This window comes from Bifidobacterium phasiani, assembly GCF_019331775.1.
Classification (GTDB): Bacteria; Actinomycetota; Actinomycetes; order Actinomycetales; family Bifidobacteriaceae; genus Bifidobacterium; species Bifidobacterium phasiani.
In genome coordinates, this window is the sequence record NZ_JAHBBD010000028.1 from 12984 (window position 1) to 32118 (window position 19135).

At 71.9% G+C, this 19135-nt stretch carries 15 protein-coding genes; 12 read left to right on the plus strand and 3 right to left on the minus strand.

All coding sequences use genetic code 11. The features are described 5' to 3' along the window. Window positions 1-151: 151 nt before the first annotated feature. A complete protein-coding gene (gene serA, locus KIH73_RS09590) occupies window positions 152-1351 on the minus strand; it encodes a phosphoglycerate dehydrogenase (RefSeq protein ID WP_219082944.1) in 1200 nt (399 codons plus the stop codon). A 10-nt stretch (window positions 1352-1361) separates the two neighbouring features. Continuing rightward, a complete protein-coding gene (locus tag KIH73_RS09595) occupies window positions 1362-3641 on the minus strand; it encodes a HelD family protein (protein WP_219082946.1) in 2280 nt (759 codons plus the stop codon). 644 nt (window positions 3642-4285) lie between these two features. On the opposite strand from KIH73_RS09595, the gene mraZ reads away from it, so the two are divergent. The 12 genes from mraZ (at window position 4286) to KIH73_RS09655 (ending at window position 18396) form a co-directional block, all read left to right on the plus strand. Beyond that, window positions 4286-4768, plus strand: coding sequence for a division/cell wall cluster transcriptional repressor MraZ (gene mraZ, locus KIH73_RS09600; protein WP_236022709.1), 483 nt, complete (start codon window positions 4286-4288; stop codon window positions 4766-4768). Then, window positions 4768-5796, plus strand: a complete 1029-nt coding sequence (rsmH, locus tag KIH73_RS09605) for a 16S rRNA (cytosine(1402)-N(4))-methyltransferase RsmH (RefSeq protein WP_219082951.1) — start codon at window positions 4768-4770, stop codon at window positions 5794-5796. Before mraZ ends, rsmH begins: the two co-directional genes overlap by 1 nt. A gap of 2 nt (window positions 5797-5798) precedes the next feature. Further along, on the plus strand, window positions 5799-6257 hold the full coding sequence (gene ftsL / locus KIH73_RS09610; RefSeq protein WP_219082953.1) for a cell division protein FtsL: 459 nt from the start codon (window positions 5799-5801) through the stop codon (window positions 6255-6257). Window positions 6258-6265: 8 nt separating this feature from the next. Beyond that, window positions 6266-8062 carry a peptidoglycan D,D-transpeptidase FtsI family protein gene (locus tag KIH73_RS09615; protein WP_219082955.1) on the plus strand — a complete coding sequence of 599 codons (1797 nt, stop codon included), beginning with the start codon at window positions 6266-6268 and terminating at the stop codon, window positions 8060-8062. A 36-nt stretch (window positions 8063-8098) separates the two neighbouring features. Next, entirely contained in the window at window positions 8099-8983 is an 885-nt protein-coding gene (locus KIH73_RS09620) for a UDP-N-acetylmuramyl peptide synthase (protein WP_219082957.1), read from the plus strand. 57 nt (window positions 8984-9040) lie between these two features. Next, window positions 9041-10546, plus strand: coding sequence for a UDP-N-acetylmuramoyl-tripeptide--D-alanyl-D-alanine ligase (locus KIH73_RS09625; RefSeq protein WP_219082977.1), 1506 nt, complete (start codon window positions 9041-9043; stop codon window positions 10544-10546). Window positions 10547-10576: 30 nt separating this feature from the next. Further along, window positions 10577-11677, plus strand: coding sequence for a phospho-N-acetylmuramoyl-pentapeptide-transferase (mraY, locus tag KIH73_RS09630; protein WP_219082959.1), 1101 nt, complete (start codon window positions 10577-10579; stop codon window positions 11675-11677). 46 nt (window positions 11678-11723) lie between these two features. Continuing rightward, window positions 11724-13154 carry a UDP-N-acetylmuramoyl-L-alanine--D-glutamate ligase gene (murD, locus tag KIH73_RS09635; RefSeq protein WP_219082979.1) on the plus strand — a complete coding sequence of 477 codons (1431 nt, stop codon included), beginning with the start codon at window positions 11724-11726 and terminating at the stop codon, window positions 13152-13154. Continuing rightward, complete coding sequence (locus KIH73_RS09640) at window positions 13141-14448, plus strand: peptidoglycan glycosyltransferase FtsW (RefSeq protein ID WP_219082961.1); 1308 nt, start codon at window positions 13141-13143, stop codon at window positions 14446-14448. Before murD ends, KIH73_RS09640 begins: the two co-directional genes overlap by 14 nt. A gap of 100 nt (window positions 14449-14548) precedes the next feature. Next, on the plus strand, window positions 14549-15733 hold the full coding sequence (locus KIH73_RS09645) for a UDP-N-acetylglucosamine--N-acetylmuramyl-(pentapeptide) pyrophosphoryl-undecaprenol N-acetylglucosamine transferase (RefSeq protein WP_219082963.1): 1185 nt from the start codon (window positions 14549-14551) through the stop codon (window positions 15731-15733). An 84-nt stretch (window positions 15734-15817) separates the two neighbouring features. Next, entirely contained in the window at window positions 15818-17398 is a 1581-nt protein-coding gene (gene murC, locus KIH73_RS09650; protein ID WP_219082965.1) for a UDP-N-acetylmuramate--L-alanine ligase, read from the plus strand. Further along, on the plus strand, window positions 17395-18396 hold the full coding sequence (locus tag KIH73_RS09655; RefSeq protein ID WP_219082967.1) for a cell division protein FtsQ/DivIB: 1002 nt from the start codon (window positions 17395-17397) through the stop codon (window positions 18394-18396). The genes murC and KIH73_RS09655 overlap by 4 nt, the downstream gene beginning before the upstream one ends. A gap of 81 nt (window positions 18397-18477) precedes the next feature. On the opposite strand, the gene dtd is transcribed toward KIH73_RS09655, so the two are convergent. Continuing rightward, complete coding sequence (gene dtd, locus KIH73_RS09660; RefSeq protein ID WP_219082969.1) at window positions 18478-18957, minus strand: D-aminoacyl-tRNA deacylase; 480 nt, start codon at window positions 18955-18957, stop codon at window positions 18478-18480. Window positions 18958-19135 lie beyond the last annotated feature (178 nt).

Consider the following 19135-nt stretch of genomic DNA (forward strand, 5'->3'; position numbering starts at 1 on the left):
CAATCAAGTGCCATTGACTGCGAATCGCACTCGACGGCATTTGGCCGCGTTCGACCGCATTTAACCGCATTTAACCGCATTCGACCGCGTTCGACCGCATTCGACCGAAACGGCCGCGGATGGCCATGGCCGGCCGAGGCGCCGGCGGCGTTCAGCCGATGACGCGCATGCGGATGGTGCCCTTGAGGCTGCGCAGGGCCTCGAGCGCCTCGGCGTCCGGCTTCTCGGAGACGTCGGTGACGACGTAGCCGAGCTCGCCCTGCGTGCCGAGGGACTGCGCGAGGATGTTGATGTTCCTGTCGCCGAGCACGTTGTTCACGTCGGCGAGCACGCCGGGCAGGTTCTCGTGCAGGTGGGCGATGCGCGCGGCGGCGCCGCACGCGCCGACCGTCATCTGCGGCAGGTTCACCGACAGGCTGGTCGACCCGCGGAACCAGTAGTCCTCGAGCCGCTGCGCGACGAAGTGGCCGATGGCCTCCTGCGCCTCGAGCGTCGAGCCTCCGATGTGCGGGGTGAGCACCATGTTGTCCTCGTCGGCCAGCGAGGTCACGAACGGGTCTCCGCTCTTCTTCGGTTCCACGGGCCATACGTCGACGGCCGCGCCGGACAGGTGCCCGGACTCCAGGTGCTGCTTGAGCGCGCCCAGGTCGGCGACGAATCCGCGGGAGCAGTTGATGAAGATCGCCCCCTGCTTCATGTGCCCGAACTGCTCCTCGCCGAAGAATCCGGTGTTGGACTTGCGGCCGTCGACGTGCAGCGTGACCGCGTCGGACTGCTCGAGCAGCTCGTTGAGGCTGGCGGCGCGGCGAGCGTTGCCGAGCGCCAGCTTCTCCTCGATGTCGTAGAACACCACGCGCATGCCGAGCGCCTCGGCCAGCACGGACAGCTGCGAGCCGATGTTGCCGTAGCCGATGATGCCGAGCGTCTTGCCGCGCACCTCGTGCGAGCCGGACGCCGACTTGTCCCACAGGCCGTGCTTGAGGTGGTGCGTGTGGGCGGGGATGCGGCGCATCAGGCAGATGATGTCGCAGATCACCAGCTCCACCACGGACCGCGTGTTCGAGTACGGCGCGTTGAACACGGCGATGCCGCGTCGCCCGGCGTACTCGAGGTCGACCTGGTTCGTGCCGATGCAGAAGCATCCGACGGCGCTGAGCGTCGGCCGGGCGTCGATGACCCTGCGGGTCACCATCGTCTTCGAGCGCACGCCGAGCAGGTCGACGCCGTCGAGCGCCTCGATGAGCTCGTCCTCGCCGAGGGCGCCCTTCATCGTGACGACGTCGAAGCCGTGGTCCCTGAGGGACTGTGCGGCGAACGGGTGGATGTTTTCCAACAGCAGTGCTTTGGGCATACGCCCCATGCTATAGCGCCAGCTGGGATTCGTCCTCGTTTGTCCGCACTATAAGCAGTTTCTGGGTCGGTCGGGTCATCGCGACGTACAGGTCGGCGGCCGCCACCAGCCGCGAGGCGGCCTCCTGCTCGATGGCCGCGGGCTGCACGACGAGCACCGCGTCGAACTCCAGTCCCTTGACCGCCTGCGTGCCGCACACGCACACCTGCGCGTCCCAGGCGCTCTGCGCGTCGAGCCGCGCGAACTCGCGCGCGTCGAACGCGTCGCGCAGCGCCCGGCGGACGGTCCCGCGCCAGTCGTCGAGCTCGCGCTCGGGCACGATCACCGCGACGCGGCCGGTGCCGTCGGACGAGACGAAGCGGCGGGCCATCTCGACGGTGCGCCGCGCGACGGCGTCGCGCAGGGCGAGGACGCCGTCGACGGTGACGCGCTCGACCGAGTCGGGGATCGCGCGCACCGCGTGGACCGTGGAGATGTACAGCCCCTCGCCGGTGGCGAACCCGGACGCCAGGTCGGAGACCTCCTGCGGGTTGCGGTAGTTGATCGTCAGCTCGTTGAGGTCCCAGCCGTGCTCGCCGAACAGCCGGTCCATCGTGCGCCGCCACGAACGGGTGCCGCCGAGCGCGGAGGTCTGCGCCACGTCGCCGACGATGGTGAACGAGCGCGAGGGGCAGCGGCGCATCAGCATGCGCCAGTCCATCGCGGTCAGCTCCTGCGCCTCGTCGACGACGATGTGGCCGTAGGTCCACTCGCGGTCCGCCGCCGCGCGCTGGGCGGTCAGTTCGGCGTCCGCGCCGTTGATGCCGTCGATCAGCATGCTTGCGGTCACGATGCCGGAGCCGATGCCCGCCTGCGCCAGCGTGTCCTTGGCGAACTGCTCCTCCTCGGCGCGCCTGGCGTCCGCCGCGGCGCGGCGCGCGGCCTCGCGCGGGTCGGGGCCCAGCAGCTCCATCGCCTCGTCCAGCAGCGGGATGTCGGACACGGTCAGCGGGGCGCCCTTGTCGCGCATCAGCGCCTCGATGTCCTCGTCGGTCAGCCACGGGGCGAAGCGGCGCAGCTGCACCGGCTTGGAGAACAGCTGGTCGATCAGCCACGCGCCGCTCATCGGCAGCCAGGCGAGGTTGAGCGTCTTGCGCACCTCGTCGTTCATGCGCAGCTGCTGGTCCACGTCGTTGAGTTCGGCGCGCTCCGGCGTGTAGTCGAGCTGCTCGGCGTAGCGCGTGCGCAGCGACTCCATCATCGAACGCACGAAGGTCTCGCGGGCGCGGTTGTGCGGCTGCCGGGTACGGCGCGCGTCGGTGATGGCCTGCTGGACGTCGGCGGCGGTCATGCGCACGGCGAAGCCGTTGATGCGGATGGTCGGCAGGTCGCGCGGCACGCGCTCGCGGGCGGCGATGGCGTTGGCGATCGCGTCGGCCATGCGCCGCTCGCCCTTGAGCTGCGCGGCGCGCGGGGAGTCCTCGGCGCCCGCGACGACCCCGGGGATCAGGTCGGCGATGGTGCGGCTGACGACCCCGGTCTCGCCGAGCGAGGGGAGCACCTGGTCGATGTAGTGCAGGAACGCCGTGCTCGGGCCGACGACGAGCACGCCGGAACGCTCCAGCGTGCGCCGGTGCGTGTACAGCAGGTAGGCCGCGCGGTGCAGGGCCACGGCGGTCTTGCCGGTGCCGGGGCCGCCCTGCACGACGACGGCGTGCGCGAGGTCGGAGCGGATGATGCGGTCCTGCTCGGCCTGGATGGTGGCGACGATGTCGGTCATCTTGCCGGTGCGGCGCGAGCTGAGCGACGCCAGCAGCGCGCCCTCGCCGGTCAGCGTGCCGGACGCGGAGGCCCTGCCGACCTGCTCGGAGTGCACGTCGAGCACCTCGTCCTCGACGCCGACGACCTCGCGGAAGTTCAGCGTGATGTGGCGGCGCATCACGATGTCGCCGTGGTTCGACGGGGTCGCCTCGTAGAACGGGCGCGCGGCCTCGGCGCGCCAGTCGGTGAGGATCGGCTCGTGGCTTTCGCTCGACAGGCCGATGCGGCCGATGTAGCGGCGCTCGCCGGCCGCATCGTCGAGCCGGCCGAACACCAGCCGGTCCTCGACGGCGCGCAGCTGCGCCAGCCGGTCCTCGTACATCGTGGCGAACGAGTCGCGCTCGGTGCGCTGCGTGGGCGAGCCGTGCGAGCCCGCGGCGCGCACCGCATCCAGCCGCGCGCGCACCTGCGCGCGCATCTCGTCGAGCCGACCGTAGGCGCGATCCACCGTATGCTGCTCCTCCTGCAGCTGGGAAGCGTAGCCTGACATCTTGGTTGTGCCGTCCCTTCCTGACAAAACTTGGGCAATCCAATGTACCGCAAGGCCGATACCACAGCGTGCCGGGCGGTTCCGTCCGGCACCATGGTCCGCGCCGCAGCCCGCGCGCATGGCGTCCCGGACGGGCCTTGCCCGCTGCTTCGCCGGTGGTCCGTGCCGCCGCCTGCATGCGTGGCCGTGGCGCGCGGCCCTTGACCGTCGACGGCGGCGGCCTCGCCGGAGCCGGAGCATGAACGGCCGCGGCGCGGCGGCGTCCGTCTTCGGCGCGGCGCCGTGCCGCCCGGTATGTATGCCGGGGCGAAGAGGCCCGCACGGGGTGCACGGGGAAATGCGGGGGCCGCGTCCCGCCGCCGGCGCGCGGGGCCGCCCGCATGCGCCGGACCGGGCGCGAGGGCGCGCGTCCGGCGGCGTCGAGCCGCGGCCGCCGCATGCGCCCGACGTCCGGTCCGGCGTGCGCGGACGGCCATTATCCGGGAAAAGGGTAAGCGTTTTGTGGACGGGTGGGGATTCTTGGTGAGTCGTGGGGTAAAGTGGTGAATCAGCCGTGGCAGGAGTCTATCAAAACACAACAAAGGAGGTGGGGGTCAATGGGCGACGCATTCGCATCGGCGCAGCCGGGAACCTCCGCCGCCGAGATGGGCTCCGACCCCGCCTTCGACCCGATCGAGGACACCCTGCCCCCGCTGCTGCTCGGCACCTACACCCCGAAGATCGACGCCAAGGGACGTTTGGCCCTGCCAGCCAAGTTCCGCACGCTGCTCGGCCGGGGCGTCGTGCTCGCCCGGGGCCAGGAACGGTGCGTCTACCTCCTGCCGTTCCGCGAGTTCCGCCGCATGGCGGCGCAGATCCAGCGCACCTCGGTGAGCAACCGCGAGGCCCGCGAGTACTCGCGCGTGTTCATGTCGGGCGCCTCCGACCAGGTCCCCGACAAGCAGGGGCGCGTCCTGGTGCCCCAGCTGCTGCGCACCTACGCCCGGCTCAAGGACGACATCGTCGTGATCGGCGTGGGCACCCGCGCCGAGATCTGGGACCGGCAGACGTGGGAGCGCTACCTCGAGCAGAAGGAAGAGGAATACTCCGAAACCGCAGACGACATACTTCCGGTGGTGGATTTCTGATGCACACGAACGACTACGAGACGATCCACCGGCCGGTCCTGCTGGACCGCTGCGTGGAGCTGGTGGCGCCGGCCCTGCGGCATGAGGGCGCGGTCGCCGTCGACTGCACCCTGGGCCTGGCCGGGCACGCCGTCGCGTTCCTCAAGGCCGCGCCCCAGGCCAGGCTGATCGGCATCGACCGCGACGCCGAGGCCCTGGAGCTGGCCACGCGGCGCATGGAGCAGGAGGGCCTGGCCGGGCGGTTCACCCCGGTGCACGCCGCGTTCGACGCGTTCGGCGAGGTGCTCGAGCGCGCCGGCGTCACGGGCGTCGACGCGGTGTTCATGGACCTGGGGCTGTCCAGCCTGCAGATCGACGAGACCGAACGAGGCTTCTCGTACGCGCACGACGCCCCGCTCGACATGAGGATGGACGTCGGCCAGACGCTGACCGCGGCGCGCGTGCTCGCCGAGTACGACGTCGACGCGCTGACGCGGATCTTCCGCGCCTACGGCGAGGAGCGCTTCGCCCGGCCGATCGCCCGCGAGATCGTGCGGCGGCGCGCCGCGCACCCGCTGACCACCTCCAGCCAGCTCACCGGCCTGGTCGACGAGGTCGTGCCCCAGGCCCACCGGCCGGCGGGCAATCCGGCCAAGCGCGTGTTCCAGGCGCTGCGCATCGAGGTCAACGGCGAGCTCGACAAGCTGGCCGGCACGCTGCCGCAGATCGCGAACCGCCTGAACGTGGGTGGCCGCCTGGTCGTCGAGTCGTACCACTCGCTGGAGGACAAGACCGTCAAGTCGTTCATGGCGCAGGGGCTGAAGGCGGACGTGCCGGACGGGCTGCCGATGGTGCCCCCGGACGCCATGCCGTTCTTCCGCGAGATCACCCGCGGCGCCGTCAAGGCCGACGCCGAGGAGATCGCGCGCAACCCGCGCTCGGCCTCGGTGCGGCTGCGCGGCGTCGAGCTGGTCCGGCCGATACCCGACCGATGGCGACGACGATTCGACACCCACCAGTCCGCACACCGCAACGGAAGAAGGCGATGACGATGCCCGCTCCAGCACGAAGCGCACGCTCCGGCGCGCAGACCCAGCCGGCCGGCCGCCCGGCGCAGGCCACGCCGGCGGCCACCAGACCGCAGCTGCGCGTGGTCAAGGGCCGCCGCGCCGACGACCAGAGCGTCTCGCGGCGCCTGGGCCGCATCATCGAGTGGACCCGCTCGCGCACCACGCCGCTGCTGCACGTCACCGCGTCGATCGTCTTCCTCGGCGCGACGCTGCTCGGCGCGCTGGCGCTGCGCACCCAGATGGTGCAGAACTCGTTCGAGGCCGCGCAGGTGGAGTCGAACATCGCCACGCTGAACCAGGACGTGCAGGATGCCCAGAGCCGGCTCGACGAGCTCGAGGCCTCGCTGCCCGAGAAGGCCAAGGAGATGGGCATGGTCCCGCAGGAGGGGTCGATCTCCATCGACCTGAGCGACTACCAGCCAAGTGGGGGTGCGCAATGATCCGTTCGATGATCGCATTCGCGAGGCGCAACCGGTTCGCGGCCAAGTGCATCGCCGTCGGCGCGGCGCTGGCCGTGGTGGCCGCGGCGTGCCTGATCCAGCTGGCCGGGGTCCAGCTGCTCACCGGCCAGGCCACCGCGCAGGCGGCCACGCGCAGCCGCACCTACACGCGCACCGTCAGCGCGCAGCGCGGCCGGATCCTCGACACCAACGGCAACGTGCTCGCCCAGAGCGTGGAGCGCTACGACGTGATCGGCGACCCGCTGACCATCTCCACCTTCGAGCCGGTGGACTGCGGCACGACCGAGGCCAAGACCCTGGGGTACTGCCACGCGATCGACGACCAGCCCGTGGGCGTGACCGGCGCCGCCGCGGTGGCGCGCCTGCTGGCCACGGTGCTCGACGTCAACACGATGGAGCTGGGCGCGCAGCTGGACGGCACGAACCGCTACACGGTGATCGCCAGGGACGTCACCCCCGAGGTCAAGCGCCGGATCGACGACCTGCACCTGGGCGGCGTGGTGTACTGCGAGCTGACCAGCGAGCGCGTGTACTCGACCGACAACCTGATCGGCGCGCTGCTCGGCGGCGTCGACGACGAGGGCGCCGGCGCCTCCGGCCTGGAGCAGTCGCTGAACGACACGCTGACCGGCACCGATGGCTACGTGACCTACCAGCAGGGCAACGGCGGCGAGGTGATCCCCGGCACGGTGACCGACTCGCAGGACGCCGTCAACGGCTCCGACGTGACGCTGACCATCGACCGCGACGTGGACTGGTACGTCAAGCAGGTCATCCAGGACGGCCTGGAGGAGCTCAAGGCCAGCTGGGCGATCGCGGTCGTGCAGGATGTGCGCACCGGCGAGATCATCGCGCTGGAGGACACCGACGACATCGAGGCCGGCACCGACGCAGCGAAGATGACCGTCTCGCGCGCGGTCAGCGAGACCTTCGAGCCCGGCTCGATCGGCAAGGTCATCACGATGGCCGGGCTGCTGCAGACCGGCCTGCACCAGGCGACCGACCAGTTCACCGTCCCGTACAGCATCAACAAGGACGGCCAGGAGTTCCACGACGCCACGCAGCACGGCAGCGAGCACTGGACGCTCGCCGGCATCCTGCAGAACTCGTCGAACGTCGGCATGGTGATGGCCGCCGAGAACTACACCAACGAGCAGCGCTACGAGTTCCTGACGAAGTTCGGCGTCGGCCAGCCCACCGGCCTGAACCTGCCCGGCGAGACGAACGGCCTGCTGTCCGCGGCCGAGAACTGGGACGGGCGCACCAAGGACACCGTGCTGTTCGGCCAGGGCTACACCGTCAACGCGCTGCAGCTGACCAACATCGTCGCCACCATCGCCAACAGGGGCGTGCGCCAGGAGCAGTCGCTGGTCAAGTCGACGACGGACCCCGACGGGCACGTCACCGAGACCGAGGAGGGCGACGGCGAGCGCGTGGTCGACGAGGACGTGGCCGCCGACGTGCTCAACGCCATGGAGTCGGTGGCCGAGGAGTACGCGAACGTCGCCTCGGTGGACGGCTACCGCGTCGCCTCGAAGACCGGCACCGCCGAGGTCGCCGGCGCGGACGGCTCGCTGACCTCGATCGTGTGCGACTGGTCGGGCATCATCCCGGCGGACAACCCCCGGTTCGTGGTCACGGTGGTCGTCAAGGACCCGCAGTCGGCCCGCTATGGCGGCCTGAGCGCCGGCCCGCTGTTCGCCAAGATTGGTGAATTCCTTATGCAGAAATACGAGGTGCCCACCTCGTCGCCGCGCACCGATGCTATCCCGGTGGATTGGTAGGCTCCCGGAGGACGAGCGGAAGAGAAAGGCCTTCAGATGAGTGCAGTGAGCGAGTCCGGCTCGCGCCGGATGACGTTGGGCGACCTGTCGCAGCGGCATGGCTTCGACCTGGTGCCGCCGTTCGCCGCGGGGGTGACGGTGACCTCCCTGGCCGACGACGTGGATTCCGTGCATCCCGGGTCGCTGTACGTCGCCCCGAGCATCGTGTCGTCCGAACTGCTCGAGCAGGTGCAGCGCCGCGGCGCGTACGCCGCGATGGTGCCGCGCTCGATGAAGGGGCGCGTGGCGGACGTCGGCATGCCGCTGCTGTTCGCCGACCCCACCGCGCACCAGCTGGGCGTCATCGCCGACGAGATGGCCGGCTCGCCCTCGGGGGCGCTGGCCGTGTTCGCCGTCGACGGCGCCGACCCGGAGTCGGTGCACCGCGACGTGCGCGAGCTGGCGGACTTCCTGCACATGCTCGGCAACCCGGTCGGCGTGGTCTGCGCCTCCGACTCGCAATCGCTGGAGCGCTACCTGGACCTGGACTACCCGCTCGGCATCCTCGACATGCAGCGTGCGCTCGCGGTGTGCGCGGAGGACGGCGCCGCGGCGGTGATCATCGCGATGGACGGGGACACGCTGCGCGCGGACGCCCTGCGGTCGGTGACGGTCGACGTCGTCGGCGTGTGCGGGCGGAACGACGACGCGCTGCGCGAGCACGTGCGCCGGACCTGCGAGCGCTACGGCTGCGTGGTCACCGGCCACGGGCACGTCGTGACGCGCACCGAGGAGTCCGACGCGCTGGCCGAGCAGGCCTCGCTGTCCTACGAGAGCCAGGACGCCGGGCACCTGTCGCTGGCCATCGCGATGACGATGGCCGCGGGCGTGCGCAAGGCCAACATCAAAAGCGCGCTGCGCGTCTCGAGGGAGCTGCGGTAGGCCGCGGCGGGACGCCGGATGGAAAGGACGGAAACGGACGTGAACGATCAGGCGACGATGATGCCGATGGGACTCGGCGAGATCGCCGAGGCGGTGCGGGGCCGGCTCGTGTGCGCGCCGCAGGGCCCCAGGGCGGCCGGGGCGACCGCCACGTCGGCGGTCAGCGACTCGCGGCAGGTGCGCGAGGGCTCGGTGTTCGTGGCGATCGCCGGCGAACGGGTCGACGGCCACGACTTCGTGGCGGGCGCGGCGCGCGACGGCGCCGTCGCCGCGATCGTCGACCATCGGGTCGACGCCCCGCTGGCGCAGATCGTCGTCGACGACACCGTGGCCGCGCTCGGCCTGCTCGCCGCGCACAACATCGCGCGCCGGCGCGCCGAGCCGGACCCGTTCACGATCGTCGGCGTCACCGGCTCGGTGGGCAAGACGACCACCAAGGACATGCTGGCGGCCCTGCTGGGCTCGCTGGGCGGCACCGTCGCGCCGGTCGGCTCGTTCAACAACGAGATCGGCCTGCCGCTGACCGCGTTGCGGGTCGGCGCGCGCACGCGCTTCCTGGTGGCCGAGATGGGCGCGAACCACGTCGGCGAGATCGCCGGCCTGACGCGCATCGCCCCGCCGGACCTCGCCGTGGTCCTCAAGGTCGGCACCGCGCACCTGGGCGAGTTCGGCTCGGTCGAGCGCATCGTGCAGGCCAAAAGCGAGATCGTGCGCGGCCTGCTGCCCGGCGGCGCGGCCATCCTCAACGCCGACGACCCGAACGTCGCCTCGATGGCGCCGATCGCCCCCGGCGACGTGCTGTGGTTCGGCATGCATGACGAGCGCGCCCTGTCCGGCGGCGTCAGCGCGCGCGACGTGGCCGTGGACGGCGACGACCGCCCCACGTTCACGCTGGTCGGCCCGGACGGCGCCGAGCAGCCGGTGACGCTGGGCATCCGCGGCGCCCACAACGTGATGAACGCGCTGGCCGCGGCCGGCGTGGCGATGCGGCTGGGCATGGACGCCGCCGCCGTCGCCTCGGTTCTGGGCTCGCTGCGCCGCATCAGCCCGCACCGCATGGCCGTGTCCGAGGTGAGGCGCGGCGACGCCTCGTTCACGCTGATCGACGACTCGTTCAACGCCAACCCCGATTCGATGCGCGCCGGCCTCGACGGCCTGCGCCAGTGGGGCGCCGCGTCGGGGGCGCGGCCGTACCGCGTGGCGGTGCTCGGCGCGATGCTGGAGCTCGGCCCCGACGAGGACGCGCTGCACCGAGCGGTCGGCGCGTACGCGCTGGACTGCGGCGTCGACGCGATCGTCGCGGTCGGCAGCCCCGCCGACGCCCACGTCGACGCGCTGGCCGGCGCGATCGCGCAGGGCGCGCGCCAGGCCCTCGCCGGGCGGGACGGGTCCGCGGCGTCGGTAGACTTGGTGCACGACACCGGCCAGGCGGACGCCGTCGTCGCGCGCCTGGCACGCGAACACGCCGGCGCCGTGGTGCTGCTCAAGGGCTCGCACGTCTCCGGACTGAGCGCGCTGGCCGAGCGCTGGGCGGCCGACGCCGCCGACGAGCCGACACGATAGACACCGAACACGCGAAATGGAGCTGCGCAAGTGATCGCCCTCATCATAGGAATCCTGGTCTCACTGGTCGTCACGATCGTGGGCACCCCGCTGCTGATCAAGCTCGTGCACAAGCTGCACTACGGGCAGTACATCCGCCAGGACGGCCCCCAGTCGCACCAGATCAAGCGCGGCACCCCGACCATGGGCGGCGTGGTCATCAACCTGGCCATCGTCTGCGGCTGGCTGGCCTCGGCGCTGTACCGGTACCTCGCCAACGGCGAGCCGTTCTCGGCCTCGGCGATGCTCGTGCTGTTCGCGATGCTCTCGATGGGCCTGCTCGGCTTCATCGACGACTTCGCCAAGGTGCGCAAGAAGCAGAACGAGGGCCTGTCGGTGGCCGGCAAGTTCGTCGGGCAGTTCATCCTGGCCACGCTGTACGCGGTGCTGGCGCTGGTCGTGCCGACCAAGTCGGGCTTCCCCAGCGCGCAGGCCGGCATGAGCTTCATCGAGGAGCCGTTCCTGAGCTTCGAGTTCGCCGGTCGCGTCGTGGCGATCATCCTGTTCGTGGTCTGGGTGAACTTCCTGATGACCGCGTGGACCAACGCGGTCAACCTCACCGACGGCCTGGACGGCCTGTGCACCGGCTCGTCGATGATCGCGTTCGCCGGCTACGGCCTGATCGCCTTCTGGGAGAGCTACCACCTCAAGGGCGCGGGCCACGACGGCTTCGCCTACGCGGTCTCCGACCCGCTGGACCTGACGATCATCGCGGTGTGCGCGGCGGTCGCCTGCTTCGGCTTCCTGTGGTACAACTCGAACCCGGCCACGATCTTCATGGGCGACACCGGATCGCTGGCGCTCGGCGGCCTGTTCGCCGCGATGTCGATCGCCACGCACACCGAGTTCCTCGCCATCATCATCGGCGGCCTGTACGTCATCGAGGTGATGTCCGACGTCATCCAGGTCGGCTACTTCAAGCTCACCCGCCGGCGCGTGTTCAAGATGGCGCCGATCCACCACCACTTCGAGCTGATGGGATGGACCGAGACCAAGGTCGTCGTGCGCTTCTGGATGATCGAGCTGATCTTCGTGCTCATGGGGCTGATGGTCTTCTACGCCGACTGGGCGTCCCGCTCGGGGCTGCTGTGACGTGGCGCCCGGACGGTCCGGGACGGACGATGAAAGGGGAGGCATGATGGAATTCGATGGCAGGACCGTGCTCGTGGCCGGTCTGGGGGTCTCCGGGCGCGGCGTCGTCGACGTGCTGCGCGGCCGGGCGGGCCGCGTGGTCACCGTGGACGAGCGCCGGCCGGAGGCGGACCTGCGCTCCTTCGACGAGGTGGACTGGGACGCGGTCGACGCGGTGGTCACCTCGCCGGTGTTCGACCCGCGCACCCCGTTCATCCTGGAGGCCGGCCGCCGCGGCATCCCCGTGCTCAGCGAGGTCGAGCTGGCCTGGCGGCTGCGCGTGCCCTCGGCCCGCACCGGCCGGCCGGCCGCGTGGATCGGCATCACCGGCACCAACGGCAAGACCTCCACGACCGAGATGACTGCCGGCATGCTGGCGCACTGCGGGCTGGCCGCGCCGGCCGCCGGCAACATCGGCGCGGCGGTCTCCAAGGCCGCGGTCGACCCGTCCAACGACGTGCTGTGCGTCGAGCTGAGCTCCTTCCAGCTGCACTTCACCGAATCGCTGGCGCTGGACTGCGCGGCGATCACCAACATCGCCGCCGATCACCTCGACTGGCACGGCGGCATCGAGAACTACGCGGCCGACAAGGCCAAGGTGTACCGCAACGTCGGGCGCGCGCTGGTCTACAACGCCGACGACAAGCGCGTCGCCGCGCTGGCCGCCGCCGCGACGCCGGCGCCCGGCTGCCGCCGCGTCGGCTTCACGCTCGGCGCGCCGCGGGACGGGCAGATCGGCGTGGCCGACGGCTGGATCGTCGACATGAGCGGCGTGGCCGGCGGCGAGCCCGGACGCCCCGAACGCATCGCCCCGGTCGCCGGGTTCGCGCACCTGTGCGAGCCGGACGGCACCGTGTACCCGCACCTGCTGGCCGACGCGCTCGCCGCGCTCGCGCTGGTGCTCGGCTACGGCGCCGACCGCGACCGTGCCGTGGAGGCGCTGCGGGCGTTCAGCCCCGGCGGCCACCGCATCCAGACCGTCGCGGTCGCGCGGCGCGGCGACGGCACGATCCGGTTCGTCGACGACTCCAAGGCGACCAACGCGCACGCGGCGAACGCCTCGCTGGGCAGCTTCGCCGACAAGTCCGTGGTCTGGATCGCCGGCGGGCTGGCCAAGGGCGGCCGCTTCGAACGGCTGGTCGCCGACCAGGCGCGCCGCATCAAGGCCGCCGTGATCATCGGCGCCGACCAGCGGCCGATGCTCGACGCGTTCGCCGCCAGCGCCCCGGACATCCCGCTGACCGTGATCGACCCGGCCGACCGCGAGACGGTGATGGCCCGGGCGGTCGACGCCGCCGGGGCGTACGCCGGGGCGGGCGACGTGGTGCTGATGGCGCCGGCGTGCGCCTCGATGGACCAGTTCGTGTCCTATGCGGACCGCGGCGACCGGTTCGCCGCGCAGGCCAGGCGATGGGCGGACGAGCATGGCGAACACTAGACGGACGAGCTCGTCGTCCGGCCGCCGGCGGACCGCGTCGTCGACCGGGCGCCCGGCCCCCGGCACGGCCGCGGACGGCGGCGCCCCGAACGGCGGGGCGGGGGCCGACGGCCCGCTCGGATCGGCGGACCCCGGGATCAGGCGCCGGGACTACTCGGGCTGGCGCAGCCTGCTCAACCCGCTGTGGTGCTACCACGGGTTCCGCGTGGCCGTGCTCGCCCTGACCTGCTTCGGCGTGGTCATGGTCTTCTCCAGCTCGGCGGTGGACATGGTCGCGGCGGGCGAGTCGCCGTGGAGCCAGGCGGTCAGCCAGGGCATCTACTGCGTGCTGGGCCTGGCCGTGGCGTTCGTCGCGATGCACGTGCCCGTGCCGATGTACCGGCGGTTCGGCGCCGTGGTCGTCGGGATCGCGATGCTGCTGCAGCTGCTCACGCTGACGCCGCTGGGCGTGACCGTCAGCGGCAACACCGGCTGGATCAGCGTGGCCGGCGTGTTCACGATCCAGCCCGCCGAGGTGATGAAGCTGGCGCTGTGCATCTGGCTGCCGACCGCGCTGATCATCGCGCGCCGGCGGTTCCCGGCCGAGGGCATCAAGGCGTACGCCGCGCCGCTGATCGTGTACGTGGCGTGCCTCGGCCTGGTCATGCTCGGCCGCGACATGGGCACCGGCATGATCCTGGTCATGATCGGCGTGGTGGCCTTCCTGGTCGGCGGGTTCCCGGGCAAGTGGATGGCCATCGCCATCGGCGTGGTCGTGGTCGCGGCCGCGGCCTTCGTCATCTCCAGCCCCAACCGCCTGAACCGCGTGCTCGCCGCCTACCAGTCCTGCGAGGACACGCAGGGCGTGTGCTACCAGTCCACCCACGCCCGCTACGCCATCGCCTCCGGCGGCCTGTTCGGCGTGGGCATCGGCAACTCCCGGGAGAAGTGGAACTACCTGCCCGCGGCCCACAACGACTTCATCTTCGCCATCATCGGCGAGGAGACCGGCTTCATCGGCGCCGCGCTGGTGATCCTGCTGTTCGTCGTCGTCGGCTGGTGCATGGTCGTCATGGCGCTGCAGAGCCGCGACCGCTACGTCGCGATGGTGCTGATGTGCATCGCGGTGTGGCTGGTCGGCCAGGGCCTGGTGAACATCGCCGTCGTCGTCGGCCTGCTGCCGGTCATGGGCGTGCCGATGCCGTTCGTCTCGGCCGGCGGGTCGTCGCTGATCATGTGTCTGGCGGCGGCCGGCACGGCCTCCAGCATGATGCGCTCGCAGCCGCAGGTGCGGGCCGAGTCCGTGCGCGCCTAGCGGGCCGGCGCGCACGGGCGGGCCGCCGCCGCGCCCCTGCGCGTCCACGCCGGGCCGCGTCCTGCCCGCCGCGCCGGCGCCGTGGACTAAGCTCGGTGGTATGAGCAACGGATCGACGCGTATCGTTCTGGCCGGCGGCGGCACCGCCGGCCATGTCAACCCCCTGCTGGCGGTGGCTGACGCCATCCGCCGCATCGAGCCCGACGCCCGGATCGGCGTGGTCGGCACGGCGGTCGGCCTCGAGCACGACCTGGTGCCGCGGGCCGGCTACGAGCTGGAGACCATCGAGAAGGTGCCGTTCCCGCGGCGCCCGAACATGGCGGCCCTGCGCTTCCCCGCGCAGTGGCGGCGTGAGGGCCGCCGGACCCGCGAGATCCTGGAGCGCCGCGGCGCGCAGGTGGTCGTCGGCTTCGGCGGGTACGCCTCCGCCCCGGTGTACGCCGCCGCGCACGCCATGGGCGTCCCGATCGCCATCCACGAGCAGAACGCGCGCGCCGGCATGGCGAACAAGCTCGGCGCCCGCTGGGCGTCGTTCATCGGCACCGCGTACGAGGACACCGGGCTGAAGGCCCGCAGGGGCGCCGCGATCGAACGCGTCGGCCTGCCGCTGCGCCCGGCGATCGCGCAGCTGTGCGCGCGCCTGGAGGCCGACCGACCCGCGGCGCGGCGCGAGGCCGCGGCCGAGCTCGGGGTCGACCCGGACCGCCCGCTGGTCGTGGTCACCGGCGGGTCGCTGGGCGCCGTCAGCCTCAACCGCGCCGTGGCCGCCTCGGCCCGGCAGCTGCTCGAGCACGCGCAGATCGTCCACCTCACCGGCCGCGGCAAGGCCGACGAGGTGCGCGGGCTGGTCTCGGTGGCCGCCGGCGACGGGGCGCTGAACGGCCTGGGCCGGGAGTGCCGCGGCCGGGGCGACTACCATGTGGCCGAATACCTCGAACGCATCGATCTGGCGTTCGCCTGCGCCGACCTGATCATCTGCCGCTCCGGCGCCGGCTCGGTCAGCGAGCTTACGGCGCTCGGCCTGCCCGCGGTGTACGTGCCGCTGCCGATCGGCAACGGCGAGCAGCGCTTCAACGCCCAGCCGGTCGTGGACGCCGGCGGCGGGCTCATGGTCGCCGACCGCGACTTCACCAAGGCATGGGTGGTCGACCACGTGCCCGGGCTGCTCGCCGACCGCGGGCGGCTGGCGGCGTTCGGCGAGCGGGCCTGGGGGTACGGCATCCGCGACGCCGCCGGGACGATGGCCCGCCGCGTGCTGGACCTGGCGCGGCAAAGCGTCGGATAACGTGCGCATCCGTCGGCGCGGCCGCCCGGCCGTCGGCCCCGCCGGGATAATGGAGTCAGTCCGATCCAACAAGGAGCATGCACCGTGTCCGAGAATCCCAACCGCATCGACCCGATCGTCCTCGACCCGACCGTGGCGGCCTTCGCGCCGGACGAGGGGGTCGGCGCGCTCGGCCGCACCCATTTCATCGGCATCGGCGGGGCCGGCATGAGCGTGCTCGCCGAGATGCTGCACGAGCAGGGCGTCGCCGTGGACGGCTCCGACCGCGAGCCGGGCGCGAAGACCGACCGCCTGCGCGCGCTGGGCGTCGACGTGCGGTTCGGGCAGCGCGCCGAGAACGTCGCCGGGGCCGACACGGTCGTCTACTCCAGCGCCATCAAGGCCGACAACCCCGAGATCGTGGCCGCGGCCGCCTCCGGGGCGCGCATCGTCCACCGCAGCGACATCCTCGCGCTGCTGATGCACGGCCGGCGGGCCGTCACCGTGGCCGGCGCCCACGGCAAGACCACGACCAGCTCGCTGCTGGCCCATATCCTGGTCCACGCCGGCCACGGGGCGCTGGCCGACCCGAGCTACGCGATCGGCGGCTCCATCCAGGCGCCCGACGGCGGCACGCTGGACGGCGGCCACGCCGGCCGCGGCGACGTGCTGGTCGCCGAGGCCGACGAGTCCGACGGCAGCTTCGGCAAGTACCGTCCGTGGATCGCCGTCGTCACCAACGCCGAGGCCGACCATCTCGACCACTACGGCACCGGGGAGCGCTACCGCGCCGCATTCGTGGACCATGTCGGGCACGCCCGCGGCCACATCGTCATGTGCGTCGACGACGAGGGCGGGCTGGCCGTGCTGCGCGCGCTGGACGCCGGGACCGCCGCCCGCGTCGTCGCCTACGGCACCGCCGGGCGCGGCGGGCTCGGCGATCTGAACGGCGCGGCCTACGTGCATATCGAGGCGGAGAGCGAAAGCGCCGGCAGCGGCACCGAGCGCTTCACGCTGCGCATCCCCGCCGGGCTGTTCGGCGATCCGGACGATTCGGGCGACACGCTGCTGCCCGTCGAACTGGCCATCCCCGGCCTGCACAACGCCCGCAACGCGGCCGCGGCGATCATCGCCGCCGGTCTGCTGGGCATGCCGCCGGCCGACGCCGCGGCCGCCGCGGCCACGTTCCTGGGCGCGGCCCGCCGCTTCGACATCCGCGGCGAGGCGAACGGGGTGACGGTGATCGACGACTACGCCCACCATCCCACCGAGATCGCCGCGCTGCTGTCCGCCGCGCGCCGCCGCTACCCGCAGGCCGGCATCCACGTGCTGTTCCAGCCGCACCTGTTCTCCCGCACCCGGATCTTCGCCGACGAGTTCGCCCGGGCGCTGTCGCTCGCCGACGACGTGATCGTCACCGGCGTCTTCCCCGCGCGCGAGCGCCAGGAGGACTTCCCGGGCGTCTCGGCCGCCACGATCGCCGACGCCGCGGCCGCGTGCGCCCCGGAGGGCGGCAGGGCCCCCGTCGCCGCGGTCGAGGACATGCAGACCGCCGCGCAGATGATGGCGCTGCGCGCGCGGCCGGGCGACGTGGTCCTGACCGTCGGCGCCGGCGACATCAACCAGATGGCCCCGGTGCTGCTCACCGCGCTGACGGCCCACGGCGGGACGGGAAGCCGCCGATGAGCGGCAGGAGGGTGGTGTCGGGGGCCTCGGGCGGCGGGCGCCGCCCCGACGGGCCGGCCCACGTCGGGCGCGTGGCCCGTTCCGACGCCCATCCGGCGGACGACCAGGGGCCGCTGCCCGACCTGTCGCAGCGGCAGTCGGGCCCCGGCGAGTTCGTGGACCCGCGCAAGCTGGACGGCGAGGACATCGTCGCCAGGACGCTGGAGGAGACCTCCGGCACGCTGGGCGTGGCCATGCGCCCCAAGGTCGTCGACTTCACCGTGCGGCGCAAGGAGCGCCGCCGGGCCAACGCGCGCACGATCGCCATCCGCGTCGCGGCGGCGCTGGCCGCGGCGGCGGCGCTGGCCGCGGTGGTGTGGCTGCTGTTCTTCTCCACGGTGTTCCGCCTCGAGACCTCGGGGATCAGCGTCTCCGGCGCGAACGAATGGGTCAGCGAGGAGCAGATCATGCGGATCGCCTCCCAGCAGGCCGGCAGGTCGCTGCTCCTGGTCTCCGGCGACGACGTGGTCGACCAGCTCAACGACATCCCCGGCGTGACCCGGGCCGAGGTCGACAAGGACTTCCCGAACCGGCTGTCGGTGACGGTGCAGGCGCAGAAGCCCGCCGCGATGCTGCAGACCCCGGACGGCATGCTGACGGCCGTCGACAGCCGGGGCCGCGTGCTCAACTCGGTGGGCGACGCGTCCGTCGACGGCATCCCGGTGATCGCCGTCGACAGCGTCGGCGACGGCCAGGACAGCAAGGCGGTGCTGGAGGCGCTGCGCATTCTGGCGTCGCTGTCCGACGACATGCGCGGGCGCATCAACGCGGTGAGCGCTCAGACCCAGGACTCGATCACCACGCAGCTCGACGACGGCAACTACACGGTGGTGTGGGGCGACTCCTCGGACCTGGAGCTCAAAAAGGCGGTGGTCGACAAGATCCTCGGCGATCCGAACGTGATCGGCGACAAGCACCAGGTGGACGTGTCCGCGCCGCTGCGGCCGATCATCAAGTGACGGCGGGCCGGGCGGCGGTCCGGTGACCGGCCCGCCCGGTGTCCGCCCGGTGTCTGCCGCGCCGGACCGGCCGGCCTTGCGCTAGCGGCCGATGGCCGCGGTGTCGATGGTGATGGTCACCGGGCCGTCGTTGGTCAGCGACACGCGCATGTGGGCGCCGAACCGGCCCTCCCGGACCGTCAGGCCCCGGGCGCGCAGCGCCTCGTTGAACGCCAGCCACACGCGCCGGGCGTGTTTGGGGCGCCCCGCCGCGACGAAGCTGGGCCGGTTGCCCTTCCTGACGTCGCCGAACAGCGTGAACTGCGAGATCGACAGGACCTCGCCGCCGACCTCGAGGATCGAGCGGTTCATCCTGCCGTCCCCGTCCTCGAACACGCGCAGGTTGGCGATCCTGTGTGCCAGCCAGGCCACCTGGGCGTCGCCGTCGTCGTCGCCTACGCCGACCAGCAGCACGTAGCCGGGGCCGATGGATTGCGGGTCGAAGGAGGGGTCGGGCTCGCCGGTGCGTTCGTCGACGACGTCGACGCCGGCCGAGGCGACGCGTTGCAGCACGATTCTCATGGACGCCCATTGTAGCCGCGGGGACGCGAAAAGGGGCCGCCCGGCCGTGTGTGAACCGCACCCCGATTGTTGGACTGGAGAAATTCAGATTCGATGATCGGAGGTGCGGTTCTTGCGTATGCGGGAGGATCGGAGGAAGCGTTATGATGACGGGTTTCGGCGAGAGGCGTTGAGGCTG

Excerpts from the sequence above, each read along its gene's own strand:
- serA (WP_219082944.1), bottom strand. The coding sequence starts at position 1,351 with ATGCCCAAAGCACTGCTGTTGGAAAACATCCACCCGTTCGCCGCACAG.
- KIH73_RS09595 (WP_219082946.1), bottom strand. The coding sequence starts at position 3,641 with ATGTCAGGCTACGCTTCCCAGCTGCAGGAGGAGCAGCATACGGTGGAT.
- mraZ (WP_236022709.1), top strand. The coding sequence starts at position 4,286 with ATGGGCTCCGACCCCGCCTTCGACCCGATCGAGGACACCCTGCCCCCG.
- rsmH (WP_219082951.1), top strand. The coding sequence starts at position 4,768 with ATGCACACGAACGACTACGAGACGATCCACCGGCCGGTCCTGCTGGAC.
- ftsL (WP_219082953.1), top strand. The coding sequence starts at position 5,799 with ATGCCCGCTCCAGCACGAAGCGCACGCTCCGGCGCGCAGACCCAGCCG.
- KIH73_RS09615 (WP_219082955.1), top strand. The coding sequence starts at position 6,266 with ATGATCGCATTCGCGAGGCGCAACCGGTTCGCGGCCAAGTGCATCGCC.
- KIH73_RS09620 (WP_219082957.1), top strand. The coding sequence starts at position 8,099 with ATGAGTGCAGTGAGCGAGTCCGGCTCGCGCCGGATGACGTTGGGCGAC.
- KIH73_RS09625 (WP_219082977.1), top strand. The coding sequence starts at position 9,041 with ATGATGCCGATGGGACTCGGCGAGATCGCCGAGGCGGTGCGGGGCCGG.
- murD (WP_219082979.1), top strand. The coding sequence starts at position 11,724 with ATGGAATTCGATGGCAGGACCGTGCTCGTGGCCGGTCTGGGGGTCTCC.
- KIH73_RS09640 (WP_219082961.1), top strand. The coding sequence starts at position 13,141 with ATGGCGAACACTAGACGGACGAGCTCGTCGTCCGGCCGCCGGCGGACC.
- KIH73_RS09645 (WP_219082963.1), top strand. The coding sequence starts at position 14,549 with ATGAGCAACGGATCGACGCGTATCGTTCTGGCCGGCGGCGGCACCGCC.
- KIH73_RS09655 (WP_219082967.1), top strand. The coding sequence starts at position 17,395 with ATGAGCGGCAGGAGGGTGGTGTCGGGGGCCTCGGGCGGCGGGCGCCGC.
- dtd (WP_219082969.1), bottom strand. The coding sequence starts at position 18,957 with ATGAGAATCGTGCTGCAACGCGTCGCCTCGGCCGGCGTCGACGTCGTC.